This window comes from Bacillus fungorum, from assembly GCF_002746455.1.
GTDB classification, from domain to species: domain Bacteria; phylum Bacillota; class Bacilli; order Bacillales; family Bacillaceae_G; genus Bacillus_A; species Bacillus_A fungorum.
Map to the genome: position 1 here is coordinate 1 of NZ_NWUW01000021.1, position 14279 is coordinate 14279.

Annotated in this window: 18 protein-coding genes, 2 pseudogenes and 1 riboswitch; of the genes and pseudogenes, 17 read left to right on the forward strand and 3 right to left on the reverse strand. The window is 35.2% G+C overall.

The features are described 5' to 3' along the window. Positions 1–296 precede the first annotated feature (296 nt). The 4 genes and pseudogenes from CO726_RS22695 to CO726_RS22710 form a co-directional block, all read left to right on the forward strand. Positions 297–1019 (forward strand): MBL fold metallo-hydrolase, encoded by a 723-nt coding sequence (locus CO726_RS22695; RefSeq protein ID WP_099685771.1) that lies wholly within the window; start codon positions 297–299, stop codon positions 1017–1019. 3 nt (positions 1020–1022) lie between these two features. Next, on the forward strand, positions 1023–1580 hold the full coding sequence (locus tag CO726_RS22700; RefSeq protein ID WP_099685772.1) for a TetR/AcrR family transcriptional regulator: 558 nt from the start codon (positions 1023–1025) through the stop codon (positions 1578–1580). A gap of 88 nt (positions 1581–1668) precedes the next feature. After that, complete coding sequence (locus CO726_RS22705) at positions 1669–2235, forward strand: permease (RefSeq protein WP_099685773.1); 567 nt, start codon at positions 1669–1671, stop codon at positions 2233–2235. Positions 2236–2458: 223 nt separating this feature from the next. Then, a pseudogene (locus CO726_RS22710) lies at positions 2459–2839 on the forward strand (transposase); the annotation flags it as partial. 328 nt (positions 2840–3167) lie between these two features. Here the strand turns inward: CO726_RS22710 and CO726_RS22720 are convergent. Both CO726_RS22720 and CO726_RS32565 read right to left on the reverse strand, forming a co-directional pair. Continuing rightward, positions 3168–3554, reverse strand: coding sequence for a PH domain-containing protein (locus CO726_RS22720; protein ID WP_099685774.1), 387 nt, complete (start codon positions 3552–3554; stop codon positions 3168–3170). A 171-nt stretch (positions 3555–3725) separates the two neighbouring features. Continuing rightward, a pseudogene (locus tag CO726_RS32565) lies at positions 3726–3965 on the reverse strand (hypothetical protein). Between the two features lie 369 nt (positions 3966–4334). On the opposite strand from CO726_RS32565, the gene CO726_RS22730 reads away from it, so the two are divergent. From CO726_RS22730 to CO726_RS22750, 5 genes are all read left to right on the forward strand, one after another. Then, positions 4335–5048 (forward strand): CPBP family intramembrane glutamic endopeptidase, encoded by a 714-nt coding sequence (locus tag CO726_RS22730; RefSeq protein ID WP_099685775.1) that lies wholly within the window; start codon positions 4335–4337, stop codon positions 5046–5048. Between the two features lie 146 nt (positions 5049–5194). After that, positions 5195–5380, forward strand: a complete 186-nt coding sequence (locus CO726_RS22735; RefSeq protein ID WP_044738025.1) for a hypothetical protein — start codon at positions 5195–5197, stop codon at positions 5378–5380. A 13-nt stretch (positions 5381–5393) separates the two neighbouring features. Next, positions 5394–5642, forward strand: a complete 249-nt coding sequence (locus CO726_RS22740) for a spore coat protein (RefSeq protein ID WP_001002992.1) — start codon at positions 5394–5396, stop codon at positions 5640–5642. Positions 5643–5888: 246 nt separating this feature from the next. Then, positions 5889–6839, forward strand: a complete 951-nt coding sequence (locus CO726_RS22745) for an L-lactate dehydrogenase (RefSeq protein WP_099685776.1) — start codon at positions 5889–5891, stop codon at positions 6837–6839. A 22-nt stretch (positions 6840–6861) separates the two neighbouring features. Next, positions 6862–7875, forward strand: coding sequence for a PTS sugar transporter subunit IIC (locus tag CO726_RS22750; protein WP_000666176.1), 1014 nt, complete (start codon positions 6862–6864; stop codon positions 7873–7875). A gap of 55 nt (positions 7876–7930) precedes the next feature. On the opposite strand, the gene CO726_RS22755 is transcribed toward CO726_RS22750, so the two are convergent. Further along, on the reverse strand, positions 7931–8578 hold the full coding sequence (locus CO726_RS22755; RefSeq protein WP_099685777.1) for a phosphatase PAP2 family protein: 648 nt from the start codon (positions 8576–8578) through the stop codon (positions 7931–7933). A 143-nt stretch (positions 8579–8721) separates the two neighbouring features. Here CO726_RS22755 and CO726_RS22760 point away from each other — a divergent pair, with 143 nt between their 5' ends. The 8 genes from CO726_RS22760 to CO726_RS22795 all read left to right on the forward strand — a co-directional run bounded on the left by CO726_RS22760 (position 8722) and on the right by CO726_RS22795 (position 14274). Next, positions 8722–9249: a hypothetical protein gene (locus CO726_RS22760; protein ID WP_099685778.1), complete on the forward strand. Its 528-nt coding sequence runs from the start codon at positions 8722–8724 to the stop codon at positions 9247–9249. A 502-nt stretch (positions 9250–9751) separates the two neighbouring features. Beyond that, a complete protein-coding gene (locus CO726_RS22765; RefSeq protein WP_000218967.1) occupies positions 9752–10117 on the forward strand; it encodes an arsenate reductase family protein in 366 nt (121 codons plus the stop codon). Positions 10118–10158: 41 nt separating this feature from the next. Further along, positions 10159–10542 carry a glycine cleavage system protein GcvH gene (gene gcvH / locus CO726_RS22770; RefSeq protein ID WP_000026896.1) on the forward strand — a complete coding sequence of 128 codons (384 nt, stop codon included), beginning with the start codon at positions 10159–10161 and terminating at the stop codon, positions 10540–10542. Between the two features lie 480 nt (positions 10543–11022). Continuing rightward, positions 11023–11367 (forward strand): toprim domain-containing protein, encoded by a 345-nt coding sequence (locus CO726_RS22775; protein ID WP_098759708.1) that lies wholly within the window; start codon positions 11023–11025, stop codon positions 11365–11367. A 3-nt stretch (positions 11368–11370) separates the two neighbouring features. Next, complete coding sequence (locus CO726_RS22780) at positions 11371–11679, forward strand: thioredoxin family protein (protein WP_002008881.1); 309 nt, start codon at positions 11371–11373, stop codon at positions 11677–11679. 154 nt (positions 11680–11833) lie between these two features. Further along, a complete protein-coding gene (locus CO726_RS22785) occupies positions 11834–12178 on the forward strand; it encodes a hypothetical protein (protein WP_098759709.1) in 345 nt (114 codons plus the stop codon). A 125-nt stretch (positions 12179–12303) separates the two neighbouring features. Continuing rightward, positions 12304–12411, forward strand: a riboswitch (SAM riboswitch). Between the two features lie 179 nt (positions 12412–12590). Then, on the forward strand, positions 12591–13616 hold the full coding sequence (locus CO726_RS22790) for a methionine ABC transporter ATP-binding protein (RefSeq protein ID WP_098759710.1): 1026 nt from the start codon (positions 12591–12593) through the stop codon (positions 13614–13616). After that, complete coding sequence (locus tag CO726_RS22795; RefSeq protein ID WP_136699824.1) at positions 13609–14274, forward strand: methionine ABC transporter permease; 666 nt, start codon at positions 13609–13611, stop codon at positions 14272–14274. Before CO726_RS22790 ends, CO726_RS22795 begins: the two co-directional genes overlap by 8 nt. Positions 14275–14279: the final 5 nt, after the last annotated feature.

Consider the following 14279-nt stretch of genomic DNA (forward strand, 5'->3'; position numbering starts at 1 on the left):
AACAGATTGGAATGGGGTCTTATTTGTGTTGCCCATAATTTACGGAAATGGACAACAACAGCTCAATCAAAAGCGAAAAACCCCGATCATAAATAGAAAACCTATTGGTTTTCTACTTATGATCGGGATTTTTATCCATATAAAGGTAAAATATAAGAAGTTGTCTCCAAAAGTTCGTTTTTAACGACCTTTTGGGACAACCTCTTTTTTTTGAAAAAAAATTAGTGACATAAAACTAATACCATTAGTATAATAAAACTAATGGTATTAGTTTTCGTGAAAAGGGAGATGGGAATATGAGGATGATGCATGAAAAAACGGTATATCAATTGTCATTTTTGCCAAGAGTGTTTCCTGTAAATTGTTACTTTGTGGAGGAAGAAGATGGTTTAACTTTAATTGATGCTGCTTTGCCATATAGCGCAAAAGGTATTTTACAGGCGGCTGAGAAAATAGGAAAACCAATTACGAATATTGTATTAACACATGCGCATGATGATCACATCGGTGCATTAGACGCATTAAAGGAAGTACTTCCTCATGTTCCAGTCTATATTTCTAAGCGAGACGCAAAGCTATTAGAAGGCGATACGACGTTACAAAAGGATGAACCAAATATGCCAATAAAAGGCGGTGTACCTAAAAAGATAAAAACGGTACCTGATGTTTTATTAGAAGATGGCGACCGAGTTGGATCGCTTCTTGCGATTATGACACCGGGACATACGCCAGGCTCTATGTCGTTTCTTGATGTACGAAATAAAGCTCTTATTGTTGGGGATGCATTTCAAACAAGAGGAGGCATGGCTGTTTCGGGACAAATGAAATTTTGGTTTCCGTTTCCGGCGATGGCAACGTGGAGTAAAGAAGTGGCATTACAAAGTGCAGAGAAGCTAAGAGAATATGAGCCGTCCTTGCTTGCGGCAGGGCATGGGAAAATGATAAAGGATCCAGGGGCTGTTATAGAGCTTGCTATTAAGGAAGCTAAGCAAACTATAGAAAGTAGGAAAGAGGGGTAATTTATGTCACCGAGAATCGGACTTACATTACAGAAAATTGTAGAAACAGCAGCAGAAATTGCAGATGCAAATGGAATACAAGAAGTAACACTAGCTTCATTAGCGCAAAGGTTAGGGATACGTTCTCCCTCACTATATAATCATGTGAAAGGTTTACAAGATGTACGGAAAAATCTTGGTATTTATGGAATACAACAGTTGCATAACAAACTGGAAGAGGCGGCCTCGGGTAAAAATATGGATGAAGTAATTCATGCTTTAGGAGCAGCTTATGTAGCGTTTGTCCGCAAACATCCTGGACTGTATGAAGCAACCTTTTTACGAGATGAAGAAGTAAGAAAAGCAGGTGACGGAATTGTAAAGATTTGTCTTCAGGTTTTACAACAGTACGGCTTAGAAGGAGAGAATGCACTTCATGCGACACGCGGATTCAGAAGTATTTGTCATGGATTTGCATCGATTGAACAGCAGGGTGGATTTGGTTTGCCGTTAGATTTAGATACAAGTTTACATGTATTATTGGAAACGTTTATTAAAGGATTACATGTAATGGGAGAGTGAATAAGAAGAAAGAAAATATCTAATCATGCTTTTTGTATAGTAGGCTATGTTTTGCTGGAGGGACAATGACAAAAGGATGTGAAGTGAAATGTTTGCAGGACATTTTGGCTTAGCGGCAGTAGTAAAAGCCAAATCACCTAAACTACCACTTTGGGCTCTTATGGTAAGCACACAATTGTTGGATGTCATTTTTTTGCCGCTGTATATTTTAGGAGTAGAGACAATTGAACCTATTCATAGGAATAGTTATGGTGAAGCAATCATTCATGCGGATTACACACACTCTTTAATAGGAGCACTGTTTATTGCTTTTGTTGCAGGAATAGTAAGTATGAGATTTTGGGGCAAGCGGAGTGGCTTTGTTATTGGAGCTGTAGTTTTTAGTCATTGGATTTTAGATTTACTTGTGCACCGTGCTGATTTGCCGTTACTTCCGGGGAATTACGGAGGTTTACCTATGCTTGGTTTTGGATTGTGGCGATTTCCAGCTATTAGTATTACATTGGAATGTATTCTTATTGCGGTAGGTGGTATATTATATTTCCGATATATTGTTTCAAGTGCGGGCGCACAAAAGAAATTTATAGCACAAGTAACTGGCGGATTGGTAGTTGGATTATTAATTCTTTCGTTACTTATTAGTATAGTGTCTTGAATATGAATACCCGGGAACCTTAGAAGCGATTCTAAGGTTTTTTAGTGCATATAATTCTAAAAGAACGGAAGAAAGGTAGTAGATTTGATGCAAGGTGGGATTGAAAATGAGAAAAAAACCCTAATAATTTAGAGGTTTTTCTCCACAGCCTGTTTTTGTGTCTGAACCTCTTTTTATGTGTCAACACAACACTGATAAAAAAGAGGAAAAGGAGAGATTTCTTATGATGGGTGCTTTAAAAAATCATCGTGATGAGCGTGTATCTGTTTCTGTAGAAGAGTTAGTTCCACAAGATCATTTCCTTCGTGCGATTGAAGCGACAATTAGTTTTGATTTCATTGAGGAGAAGTTACGTCCTTATTACTGTGAAAACAATGGACGTCCGTCAATTCATCCTATCGTTTTATTTAAGATGATGTTTATTGAATATTTTTATGGTATTCGTTCTGAGCGTCAATTAGAAAAAGAGATTAAAACAAATATTGCCTACCGTTGTTTTTTAGGGTTTTCTCTATCGGATACGATTCCGGATCACTCTACAATCAGTTGGAATCGTCGTACCCGTTTGGTAGTATTTTTGAGTAAACACCACTCAAAAATTTTCATCTTGTCTGTTTTGTGCTCTCTTTGCAAAACTTTTTTCGGCTCGTATGCTTTTCTCGCCAAGCCGATAAACAAAAAGCAAAGCAATGTTTCTCGACTTGGACTAGCAAGTATACGAACCGCCTAGATCATTCGCCCTAAAATAGTTCTTACTCGAAAATTGATACGGAATACGTGGGGTTTCGCCCCCACACGACGAGCCAGCACTCTAGCCAAAAAACAAAGGGAAGACCAAAAGATAAGATCAAAACCAAACTAATAAAAAAATAGCTGCCCATATGGACAGCTCATTTACATAATTCTCGTTCTCGGAAGTAAATATATTTGGTTTATCCGTGATTCGTAGTAATTTCATCAAAAAAATATTTTAATTCAGAAAATTTTTCTGAATCTCCCATTGTTGAAAAAACTTCTTCCCCTTTTTCGTGACAAATAACAATTGAAGGAATCTTCTTAAATAAACCAACAGTTTGCTTCTGTTCTTTAAATTCTATGATTTCTTCATGTTTAATTTCAAAAAGAATTTTATTCATTTTCATTGTTTCTGTATAAAAAATTATTCTCTTATTTGTTGATAACAATAATCCAAATACATCAGGAGAATTAGAAATTATACCGCTTAACATTGAAAGAGAAGTCAAATTGCTATATTTATAATAAGCTTTAATTTGATTTCTCACTTTTTCATTCTCTTCTAATAAAATTTGTTTTAACATATTAAGTCTCTCCTTATAAAAAATAAAATATTGATGATATTTTATTTATATATATATGTATTGTAATAAATGAAAACGTAACAACTTATTGTTTTGCATAATTTTGATTAATAACAAGATTCTTAATGTGTTTTTTAAAGAAACAATGACTTTCATAGTAGTCTACACTTACTAATCATTCTCACCTGAATATACCTTTAAATCTTCCATTGCTATGGCTATAGCGTGTTTTTCTGTATCAATTAACGATATTCATTGTTTAATAGGAGCCCAATACTCATATTCATAATCCCAAAACCAAGCAAAAACTTCTGTAGTGAAAAAAATATTATTTCGTTTAATCACTTGAACCTTGTATCTTTTGTTTTTGGAAACAATCTCTTTAATAATTTCTTTCTCCTTAAATGATATTATTTTAAAGGCTTGAAAAATGTGTATACGGCTACGGAAAGGCAAACGAAAATAAATGCAATAGGATCTTGATAGGGACTAGGCTCAGAGCCCTTCTGGATTTCTGTAAGGAAGTCATGTGTTTTCATGTTCATTGCTCCTTTAATTAATAAGTTTTATATGATGCGAGGGTTATGGTGGATAGAAACTGTTTTTTGAAATTTTATATAATAATTATTGCATAGCAATCCCATTCTTAAAACTATAGAATACAAAGTTTTCATAATATGTAAAATTGCATATTATCCTTTTTGAAATTTTTGTTATATTATCTTTATATTTACATTAAAGGATTTTTCATTAGGGAAATGAAACAAATGGAGGAATAGTATGAGTAAAACAGTGTTAGAAGCGTATAGTGCGGAAAGAAATATAGAGAATATAACATATAAAAACCTATTTGTAATGATAGCGATCATTATAGGGACTTCACTCTTAGGGGGATTATTTCTTGCCTTAGCTGTTGGGATTTATGGGGAAGAGGTATTAACTAATAAATTGGAAGGATATTATTTACTCTTATTTGATGCATCTGTTGTTGCTATCGTTTTATTAGCTTATAAACCAGTTCTTTATTTTATTAAATCTATTTGGGATGTATCCGTTTTGAAGAATGGGAAGACATATTTATATCTATTAATTGGTTTTATTATCATTGCGTTATCACAATATTTAATGTTACATGTGTTTAGTTTTGAAAGTGCAGCAGAACAGAAGGAACAATTAGGGAGCTTCAGAATTCAAAATAGCATACAAAGTATTATATATGTGTTAAGTGTTGCTATCATTACACCGGTTAAAGAAGAAATTCTATTTCGAGGTATTTTATATCGATTTTTAGAAAAGAAATATAATTTTTTAGTTGGTATTATTATTTCTTCCTTCATTTTTGGAATTCTTCATGGGGGTCTTCTCATGACGGCAACGATTATGGGAATGGTATTAGCAATGTTATACAAAAAGACGCAATCTATTATACCTAGTATTATTTTACACATTGTATGGAACTTACTTGTGAGTATAAGTATGATTGTATCTCTATAAAAATGAATATATAACCAGTATAAAAGATGAATGGCTTAGCTATTCATCTTTTATTTTGTATGCACGTGAAAAAGTTAATTTATGTATACAATTAAAAAATAGCTAAATACTAACAGTGAACGAATAAAGAAAGGTAGGAGTATTCTATGCAAAATTTAACAGAGCTTGAAGTAGAAAACTTACGTCATTTAATTGGTGGACATGCAACAATTATTAACAAGCTGGAACAGTATGCACAGGCTTGTACAGATCCAGAATTGAAACAAATGCTGCAAAAGGATGCACAAGATGCACGAAATACGAAACAGCAATTAATGACTTTTTTAGGATAGGAGGAAGAGAGAGATGAATGAAAAAGATATGGTAAATGATTATTTAGCAGGATTAAATGCAAGTTTAACAAGTTATGCAAATTATATTTCTCAGTCTGATAATGAACAATTACATCAAACGTTAATCCAAATTCGTAATCAAGATGAGATGCGTCAACGCAATATGTATGAATACGCAAAGCAAAAGAGTTATTACAAACCGGCAGCACCTGCAAATCCAATGATTGTCCAGCAATTAAAAAGTCAATTAAGTGCAGAATAATAGGATGAAAAAACGAGTGAATATGGATTCGCTCGTTTTCTTTTTGTATATGTCAATAAATACATAATAAATATTTTTCCAGTTGTAACAAATATGACTAAAATGGAATATAACAATTCACAAAAAGGACAAAAACTTTGCTCAATATTTCACAAAGTATCCATGGTTTCTATCGTGGGAAACTCTATAATTAGGAGTGTAAAGAACAAAAGAAATAGATTATATGATCAATTAGGAGAGATTGCTATGAAACGAAATACAAGAAAAATTGCAATTATCGGTACTGGATTAGTTGGATCAAGTTGTGCATATTCCATTGTCAATCAAGGCATTTGCGAAGAGCTATTATTAATTGATATAAATCATGAACGTGCAGTTGGGGAAGCAATGGATTTATCACACTGCATTAACTTTACAAATACAAGAACAAAAGTATATGCAGGAAGCTATGAAGATTGCAAAGATATGGACATCGTTATTATTACAGCAGGACCAGCACCAAAACCAGGGCAAAGTCGCTTAGATACTTTAGGAGCAAGCGCAAAGATTATGGAGAGTGTTGTTGGCGGCGTAATGGAAAGTGGATTTGATGGTATTTTCTTACTTGCATCGAACCCAGTTGATATTATTACATATCAAGTGTGGAAATTATCTGGATTACCTAGAAATCGTGTAATCGGTACTGGTACATCACTAGATTCTTCTCGCTTAAGAACAATTTTATCTGAAATGTTACATGTAGATCCTCGCAGTATTCATGGGTATTCATTAGGAGAACATGGTGATTCTCAAATGGTTGCTTGGTCACACGTAGCTGTTGGTGGAAAGCCAATTTTACAAATTTTAGAGGAACAAAAAGAACGATTTGGTGAAATAGATTTAGATGAAATTGTTGAGAAGACTGCAAAAGCTGGATGGGAAATTTATAAGCGTAAAGGAACTACTTATTACGGAATTGGAAATTCTCTAGCATATATTGCGAGTTCAATCTTTAACGATGATCACCGTGTAATTGCTGTATCGGCAATTTTAGATGGTGAGTACGGTGAATATGATATTTGTACAGGAGTACCAGCTATTATTACTAGAGACGGTATAAGAGAAATTGTAGAGCTAAATTTAACAGAGGATGAAGAATCTCGATTTGCAAAATCAAACGATATTTTACGTGATTATATGAAAACAATTGGTTACTAACTTATAGGAGAAGGTGAAACAAATGAAGGAATATATAATGTCTCGTGTATTTAAAGCATCTGCTGGAATCGCACAAGGTATTTTCGTATCCCTCGGAATTGGTTTACTGATCGAAAATATAGGAAGAATTGTTGATATTCCGTTGCTTATTACAATCGGAGTTGTTGCAAAATCACTTATGGCACCAGCCATTGGTGCTGGAATTGCTTTTATGCTCGGTGCAAACGGTCTTGTAATCTTCTCGGCTATGGTAGCTGGAGCAATTGGTGCCGGATCCATTTCAATTACTGAAGCAGGTCTAATTATTAAAACAGGTGAGCCAATCGGTGCATTATTAACAGCGACTTTAGCTGTATATATTGGTAAACGTTTAAGTGGAAAAACTGCGTTAGATATGATGCTCGTTCCATTTGCGGCAATATTAGGTTCTGGTTTAGTCGGTATTTGGTTATCTCATAATATTACTCCCGTTTTAAATACAGTTGGAGCATTCATTAAAGATAGCTCAGCTGGTAGCCCGTTCATCGCTTCTATCGTCATTGCAGTCGTTTGGGGACTATTACTTATCTCTCCAGCTTCATCAGCTGCGTTAGCGATCGCACTTAGTTTAGACGGTGTTGCAGGTGGTGCTGCTCTTGCAGGCTGCGTTGCTCAGTTTATCGGATTCTCTGTCATCTCAGCGAAAGAAAACAATTTAGGTGGCATATTAGCTCAAGCGCTTTGTACTCCGAAAGTACAGTTGCCAAATATCACTAAAAATCCAATGATTCTCGTCCCAACAGTCGTCGCCAGTGCTATAGTTGGTCCTGTATCAGCATTAATTTTCCAACTGGAAGCAGGAAAAGAAATTGCAGGTCTTGGATTAAGTTCTCTTATCGCACCAATTAATTTAATTTCCAGCGAAGGATGGGAAGTTGTCCCAGCGATGGTAATCACTTATATCATCATTCCAGTAGCTGTTTCTTATATACTTTACATTGCTCTTAAAAAAGCAGGTCGTATTCACTCTGGTGATATGACTGTACCGCAATCTTAAATTGAAAATCTCCTTTTATATAGAGAAAAGCAGACTGGAAGCCACAGTCTGCTTTTTACATTTTTTGATTTTGTTTTACTGGAACACGTACGGTTTCTTTTGCTAATAAAAGCTGAACGCCGAAGTAAAGTATGCTTGCAAGCGTCATTCCAGAAATGGCGTCTACAAATGCGTGTTGCTTCGTAAATAGTGTTGATAAAATAATAAGCGTACCAAAGAAGGTAAGAATGTAATATTCGAAAGCATGTTGTTCTCTACGTTTAAAGGCAGCTAGCATAATGACAAAAGTAGTAAGAACGTGAATGCTAGGGAAACAGTTTACTGGTTGATCGATACTATAAATATAGCGGACTAGTTCGGAAAATACATCTGATCCAACGACTGTTGGACGTGGTACAGTTGTCTGCCAAAAATAATAAATAGAAAAACAAGCAAGTTTTCCAAGAATGATACTACTTAAAGTGACATAATATTGCTTTCGATCTGCAAAGCAGTAATAAATAAGTGCGCCGTATAAGTAAGGAAACCAAAGTAAATAAGGAATAATAAATGCTTTCACAAATGGAATCCAATCATCTACTACAGTTGTGACATCTACTGCGTGTACAGCCGATTTATTTAATACATCGTAAAGGGGACTTACGAGTACGAGTAGAAGTATATAACTTAACGGAAGAAAAGATGAAAGTTTAAATTTCTTCATGATAATCTCCTATGTTTAGTAATGTAAGTAAATTCAATTGATTATAATATAGAAACGTAATTTGGGCTATCGATTTTACTTACATTTTCTTGGATGAACCTTACGTTTTTGTCACTTGACTGAAAAGAAGGGGAGGGTGCTAAATGAAGCGTTTATCGTATTTCTTAGTTTTCATATTGATATGCCTAGTCGGTGCTGGGTGTGCAAAGGATAAAGAAGGAGAGAAATTAGAATATAACGGAAGAGCACTCGTAATTGGAGTTGTGGGAGAAAAACCGAAAGATACGTTTAGGAATATAAAGTTTGAAAATGTGAAGTTAGAAGAGATGAAGGAGAAAGCAGCAAAAGTTGATGGTTTTCTTGTCATGAAAGAATACTTTCAAGAAGCATCAAAGGAGCAGTATACGGACTTATTTTTATCATTAAAGAAGCCGGTGTTTTTTATCGGTCTAAAAGATCGGCCATACTTGATTTTTACTGAAAAAGATTTAGATTATGACAACGCCCCAAGGGACGAAGCTATGATGTATACACAAGGATTTGTAAATATGGGGAATCCTGAGGGACAATATTGGGGTATGGGATTATATAATGATACTGTTTCGGATCAAAATATTCATAATATGTATATCATAGTATTTCAAACAATTGCAGATTATTTAAGTCGATGATGAAGGAGCCTGTCAAAGGGTCCTTTTTTATTTTTAATCAAACGTTTGTTTAAGATGTATGTTCGATAGGAAGAAACTGATGCAGCTCAAGGGTTAACAAAGAAAGATGTGCGATTAATCAAACGTTTGTTTAAGAGGTATGTTCGGTAGGAAGAAACCGATGCAGCTCAAAGATTAACAAAGAAAAGTAGGAAATTAATCAAACGTTTGTTTAAGAGGTATGTTCGGTAAGAAAGGATCAATGCAGTTCAAAGGTTAACAAAGAAAAATAGGGAATTAATCAAACGTTTGTTTAAGATATATGTTCGATGCAGAATGAGAGAAGACTCTAAAAAAATTATATATTTATTTTTTCTTAACAAATGGCGGAAAAATAAGAAAAATTTGCAGGATTATTAAAAATTATCACGAAATAAGTAAAAGTTTAGCGAATAATCGTTTGAAATAATAAAACGTTTTCTATATGATAAAGGTAAAGGTTAGTAAAAAAGTAGGTGAATTTATGACAGTAACATTTTATTCATATCCAAAGTGTGGCACATGTCAAAAAGCAAAGAAATGGTTTGAGGCAAACGATGTAGCATATGAGATGATTCATATTGTTGAAAATCCACCATCAAAAGAAGATTTACGTAATTTACATGAAAAAAGTGAATTACCATTAAAAAAATTCTTTAATACAAGTGGAATGCGTTACCGTGAACTTGGTCTGAAAGATAAGTTAAAAGATGCAAGTGAAGACGAAATGTACGAACTTTTAGCATCTGATGGCATGTTGATTAAACGTCCAATTGTAACAGATGGAACGAAGGTAACACTTGGTTTTAACGAAGAGCAGTTTGAAAGTGTGTGGAAAAAGTACCAATAAGGTATTTTTACATAATTAATACATTCACTGGAGGTACAGTCATGAGCATTCCAAATAATTTACGTTACTCTGAAGAACACGAATGGGTAAAAACTGAAGGTAATGAAGTTGTTATCGGTATTACTCACTTTGCACAAGGTGAGCTAGGCGATATCGTATTCGTTGAACTTCCTGAAGTAGGTGCAACAATCGAAGCTGACGAGCCATTCGGAAGCGTAGAATCTGTTAAAACAGTTTCTGAGTTATACGCACCTGTAAGCGGTAAAGTTGTAGCAGTAAACGAAGAATTAAGTGACCAACCAGAACTTGTTAACGAATCTCCATACGAGGGTGCATGGATGGTTAAAGTTGAACTTTCTGATGCAAGCCAAGTTGAAAAGTTATTAACTGCTGAAAAATATGCAGAAATGACAAACCAAGACTAATTATAGTCGACTAAAGGACAGCCTTTGTGCTGTCCTTTTTTATTTTGGGTTAAATAATGAATGTAGAATCATATACTAATTATCGTGTGGGAGAACATTTTTTGAAAAAACTTTTTCGGTTAAGCTTTATGCAGTTTTAGCTGCTTACGCTTGTTGTTGTCTAGCCCTTCATGTCTAAGAACCTTCAGCACGAGAAGACAAAAAACGTCTTCTGTGCGAAAGAACCTTAGCCAACAGGGCTAAACAGTCGGTTCCGCTTTTTATTATGATCCAGCTCCAGCGGCTAGATTGTTCGGTGGCTTCGCTTCTTCCTACAAGGCAAAAAGCGCCTTTACGTCAGAAGCTCCATCCTCCTCACAATCTGAACGAGCCGCTTCTGCTTTTCTTTTGCAAAAATAAACAGGAAACAACATGAAAATAACGAATATACTATATACTAAGTTAAAGGTTGTATAGTATATGGTGATCGGGTGATGACATATGATTTATGTAGAAAAAGTCATTATTGTAGAAGGTACATCAGATAGAAGAAAGATTGAATCTATTATTCGTGAACCGGTGGAAATTGTTTGTACAAATGGTACAATTGGTTTGTCGAAAATGGATGAGCTCATTGATCAGTTTTTTGATAAGGATGTGTATGTACTAGTGGATGCTGATGATGCTGGAGAAAAGTTAAGGAAACAATTCCGAAAAGAATTTCCGCAAGCAGAGCACATTTATATTGATCGCTCGTACAGAGAAGTGGCAACTGCGCCATCTTCACACTTAGCAAATGTATTATGGGGAGCTGACATTGATGTTTATACAGAATATTTACGGTAAGGAATGATAGAAGTGATTGACTGGACAGGAGCCGAAGCTACAGCCCTAATAGAGAACGAAGAAAAAACAGTGTTATATGTATATACTCCAATGTGCGGAACATGCCAATTAGCAAAAAAGATGTTAACAGTCGTTGAGATGACAATTGAAGACTTGAAAATTGGAATGTTGGATTTAAATTATGCTCCGCATTTAGCAAAAGAGTATGGAATCGAAAGTGTACCGTGTTTACTTGTTTTTGAAAATGGGACACTAATGAAGAAGATATATGCATTTCATTCGGTTGAATATTTATATACGGAATTAAAGTAGGCGGCAAAGTTTTTGCCGCCTCGACATATTTCTTGGGAAATATGTCGAGATGCAGGGTGATTACAGTATTTGTCGAGCGAAAGTAACAGGATTGCTCTTTAGTGAGAGGGAATGATATGTGTAATAGAAAGTGATATGAAGGATGTGATTTAGGGTGAAATTATATTCTTTGCTGCAATCATTTGTAAATTACGCTAATGGTCAATATCATTTAGAGCCGCTTTTAAGACAAGGAGAAAAAACTGTTAATTTCCGCTTTGGAGATGAAAGTTGTTCGTTACAAATTTCAAGAGATTATATAGAGCTATTGAAAGAGGAAAGAGGAACGGAGCAAATCGTTTGTCTAGATGAAGAAGATGTAAAACAATTGGTGAACGGCAATGTACGATTGCAAATGTTAATGAACGATGGACGTGTACAATATTCGGGAACGTATCGAACGATGCTATTAGTTGAATCGATGTTTCATATATGTAAACCGATGTCAGTAGGTGCTTAAAATTCTGAAGTTTCATTTTTTGCGAAAATTTCTGTTGACATGGTGTGTGGATATTGATACAATTCAATTCATAAAATATAGACAATTTCATAAATTACAAATCAGACGAAAATGTAATCTGATTTCTCTTATCAAGAGAGGTGGAGGGACTGTGCCCTGTGAAGCCCGGCAACCGTCAACTTATGTTGAAATGGTGCCAATTCCTGCAAAGCAAATGCTTTGAGAGATGAGAGAGAGGGATAATGTTGTTATATACGCATATAAACCTTTCTGCTTCTCTAAAGCGGAAAGGTTTTTTTGTTGTTTGAATGTGGAGGACATTCAAATAATAAAAGTAGTGATAACGGTGGACTACACGCATTAAACATAAAAAATTGCGGAGTCGATCCAAATAAAAAAGGGGTGATACACCATGATTCTATTAGAGAATGTAAAGAAAATATATAAAGCAAAAAGCGGTGATGTCACTGCTGTAGATAATGCCAATTTAAAAATAGATAAAGGTGAAATATTTGGTGTTATCGGATATAGTGGCGCTGGAAAAAGTTCTTTAATTAGATTATTCAATCAGTTGGAGAAACCAACTTCTGGCCAAATTACAATTGCAAATCGTGTCATTTCAGCAATTACAGGAAGTGAACTTCGTAAGGCAAGGCAAGAAATCGGAATGATTTTTCAACACTTCAACTTACTTTGGTCACGAACTGTACGTGAAAATATCGAGTTCCCACTTGAAATTGCAGGTGTTGATAAGACGGCGAGAAGAAAACGCGTTGATGAGTTAATTCATCTTGTTGGATTAGAAGGAAGAGGAGACGCGTACCCTTCACAGCTAAGCGGAGGACAAAAGCAACGCGTTGGGATCGCAAGAGCGTTAGCTAATAACCCACAAGTACTTTTATGTGATGAAGCAACATCAGCTCTTGATCCAGAAACGACAGATCAAATTTTAGATTTATTATTAGATATTAATAAGCGTCTTGGTTTAACAATTGTACTCATTACACACGAGATGCACGTGATTCGAAAGATTTGTAATCGTGTTGCGGTAATGGAGAAAGGGAAGATTGTAGAAATAGGTCCAGTACTTGATGTATTCCGTAACCCACAGAAAGACATTACGAAACGATTTGTACAGCAGTTAACGGATTCTGAAGATACAAATGAAACGATTGAAAGTTTAATTGAAAAATATCCAGATGGAAAAGTAATTCGTTTGCAGTTTATCGGTGAAGCGGTAGAAAGGCCAGTACTTCAAAGATTAATGCAGCGCAGTGATATAGAAGTTAGCATTTTGCAAGGAAATATCGCACAAACGAATAACGGTTCTTACGGTAGTCTAGTTGTTCATTTAAATGGTGAGGAAACAGCGATTCAGCAAGCAATAGAGGGAATACATCAAGATCAAGTAGAGCTGGAGGTGATTGCACATGGATAAGTTACTCGCAAACGTTGATTGGAATCAAATGTTAGAAGCAACTGGTGAAACGTTATATATGACGGCAATCGCAGCTCTTGCCACATTTGTTTTAGGACTCATTTTAGGATTGTTACTCTTTATGACAGCGAAAGATAATTTATGGGAAAACAAAGCTGTTAACACGGCGATTGGAGCGTTCGTAAACATTTTCCGCTCGATACCGTTCATTATTTTAATCATTTTATTAATCCCATTCACAAAGATTCTGCTTGGAACAATTCTTGGAGCGAGTGCTGCACTTCCAGCTTTAATTATTGGAGCGGCACCATTTTACGCGAGAATGGTTGAAATCGCACTTCGTGAAATTGATAAAGGTGTAATTGAAGCTTCAAAAGCGATGGGAGCAAAAACAAGCACAATTATTTTGAAAGTGTTAATTCCAGAATCGTTACCAGCATTAGTATCTGGTATTACGGTTACGACAATTGCTTTAGTAGGCTATACAGCAATGGCAGGTGTTGTTGGTGCTGGTGGCCTTGGAACACTTGCTTATTTAGAAGGATTCCAACGAGGAAATAACGATGTAACAATCGTTGCGACAATTTGTGTATTACTAGTTGTATTTTTCATTCAGTGGATTGGTGATCGTGTAACGACTCGAATAGATAAACGATAATAAAA

Bases quoted from the DNA above. Each gene is read 5' to 3' on its own strand.
- CO726_RS22730 (WP_099685775.1), top strand. From the start codon at position 4,335: ATGAGTAAAACAGTGTTAGAAGCGTATAGTGCGGAAAGAAATATAGAG.
- CO726_RS22695 (WP_099685771.1), top strand. From the start codon at position 297: ATGAGGATGATGCATGAAAAAACGGTATATCAATTGTCATTTTTGCCA.
- CO726_RS22760 (WP_099685778.1), top strand. From the start codon at position 8,722: ATGAAGCGTTTATCGTATTTCTTAGTTTTCATATTGATATGCCTAGTC.
- gcvH (WP_000026896.1), top strand. From the start codon at position 10,159: ATGAGCATTCCAAATAATTTACGTTACTCTGAAGAACACGAATGGGTA.
- CO726_RS22745 (WP_099685776.1), top strand. From the start codon at position 5,889: ATGAAACGAAATACAAGAAAAATTGCAATTATCGGTACTGGATTAGTT.
- CO726_RS22790 (WP_098759710.1), top strand. From the start codon at position 12,591: ATGATTCTATTAGAGAATGTAAAGAAAATATATAAAGCAAAAAGCGGT.
- CO726_RS22705 (WP_099685773.1), top strand. From the start codon at position 1,669: ATGTTTGCAGGACATTTTGGCTTAGCGGCAGTAGTAAAAGCCAAATCA.
- CO726_RS22740 (WP_001002992.1), top strand. From the start codon at position 5,394: ATGAATGAAAAAGATATGGTAAATGATTATTTAGCAGGATTAAATGCA.
- CO726_RS22775 (WP_098759708.1), top strand. From the start codon at position 11,023: ATGATTTATGTAGAAAAAGTCATTATTGTAGAAGGTACATCAGATAGA.
- CO726_RS22750 (WP_000666176.1), top strand. From the start codon at position 6,862: ATGAAGGAATATATAATGTCTCGTGTATTTAAAGCATCTGCTGGAATC.
- CO726_RS22795 (WP_136699824.1), top strand. From the start codon at position 13,609: ATGGATAAGTTACTCGCAAACGTTGATTGGAATCAAATGTTAGAAGCA.
- CO726_RS22755 (WP_099685777.1), bottom strand. From the start codon at position 8,578: ATGAAGAAATTTAAACTTTCATCTTTTCTTCCGTTAAGTTATATACTT.
- CO726_RS22765 (WP_000218967.1), top strand. From the start codon at position 9,752: ATGACAGTAACATTTTATTCATATCCAAAGTGTGGCACATGTCAAAAA.
- CO726_RS22780 (WP_002008881.1), top strand. From the start codon at position 11,371: ATGATAGAAGTGATTGACTGGACAGGAGCCGAAGCTACAGCCCTAATA.
- CO726_RS22720 (WP_099685774.1), bottom strand. From the start codon at position 3,554: ATGTTAAAACAAATTTTATTAGAAGAGAATGAAAAAGTGAGAAATCAA.
- CO726_RS22735 (WP_044738025.1), top strand. From the start codon at position 5,195: ATGCAAAATTTAACAGAGCTTGAAGTAGAAAACTTACGTCATTTAATT.
- CO726_RS22700 (WP_099685772.1), top strand. From the start codon at position 1,023: ATGTCACCGAGAATCGGACTTACATTACAGAAAATTGTAGAAACAGCA.